Source organism: Amycolatopsis minnesotensis (assembly GCF_039529815.1).
GTDB lineage: Bacteria > Actinomycetota > Actinomycetes > Mycobacteriales > Pseudonocardiaceae > Amycolatopsis > Amycolatopsis minnesotensis.
On the sequence record NZ_BAAANN010000126.1, the window covers coordinates 1 to 1154 of the forward strand.

Here is a 1154-nt window from a genome sequence, read left to right on the forward strand (position 1 = left end):
TGGGTGGGGATGGTGGTGGTGTCGGGGTGGCTGGTGGTGATGGCTGTGCTCAGGCTGGTTCCGGGTCCGGCTTCCAGGAACGTGGTGATTCCTCGTGTGTGGGCGGTGGTGATGGCGTCGGCGAAACGGACGGTGCCTCGGATTTGGTGGACCCAGTACTCCGGTGAGCGGGCCTGCTCGCCGGTGAGGGTTTCACCGGTGACCGTGGAGATGATCGGAATCGACGGAGACCGGTAGGTCAGGGTGCGTGCCACTTCGAGGAAGGGTTCCAGGGCTGGGTCCATCAACGGGGTGTGGAAGGCGTGCGAGACCCGCAACCAGTGGACCTGGTATCGGTCACACTGCTCGACGATGTGGGTGACGGCGTCGCGTGTACCGGCGAGGACGACGCTTCCTGGGGTGTTGATCGCTGCGGTCCACACGCCTTCCGCGGGCAGCTCGATCTCCGGTGGTGTCCCGTCGGGGCTGGTGAGTGACACCATCACCCCGCCGGTGGGCAGTGCCTGCATCAACCGGGCCCGTGCCGCCACCAGACGGCACCCATCGGACAGGGACAGCACACCCGATACCACCGCGGCAGCCAGCTCACCCACGGAATGTCCGATCAGCACCTCCGGAACCACACCGGTGGCGAGCAACTGCCGCAGCAACGCGACCTCGACCGCGAACAACGCGGGCTGGGCACACCCCGTCCGATTCAGCGCATCCGCGTCCGAACCCCACATCACCTCCCGCAACGAACAACCCAGCAGCCCGTCGAGTAACACGCAGACCTCGTTGAACGCCGCCGCGAAAACCGGGCACGACTCCGCCAGCTCGTGTCCCATACCCAACCGCTGTGCACCTTGGCCTGGTAGCACCACCGCTACCCGTGACGGGCCAGCGACGCCTCGCACCACACCCGCCGCATCCCCACCACCAGCCACAACCCCCAACCCCGACACGAGTTCTTCCCGATCCCGACCCAAAACGACAGCACGGTGCGAGAACAGTGTCCGGGCTCGCACCAGCGCCGCACCCACCTCGCCGACACCCGCATCCGAACCGTGCACAAAGGACAGCAACCGCGACGCCTGCTCCCGCACCACCATCTCCGACCGGCCCGAAAGCACCCACGCACCGACCCCACCCACACCACACTCCACACCAGACTC

At 66.8% G+C, this 1154-nt stretch carries 1 protein-coding gene; it reads right to left on the bottom strand.

The window, feature by feature from the left end; genetic code table 11:
• The coding region (locus ABD256_RS44130) for an acyltransferase domain-containing protein (RefSeq protein ID WP_344432394.1) at positions 1-1085 on the bottom strand (1085 nt) is incomplete at its 3' end.
• Positions 1086-1154 lie beyond the last annotated feature (69 nt).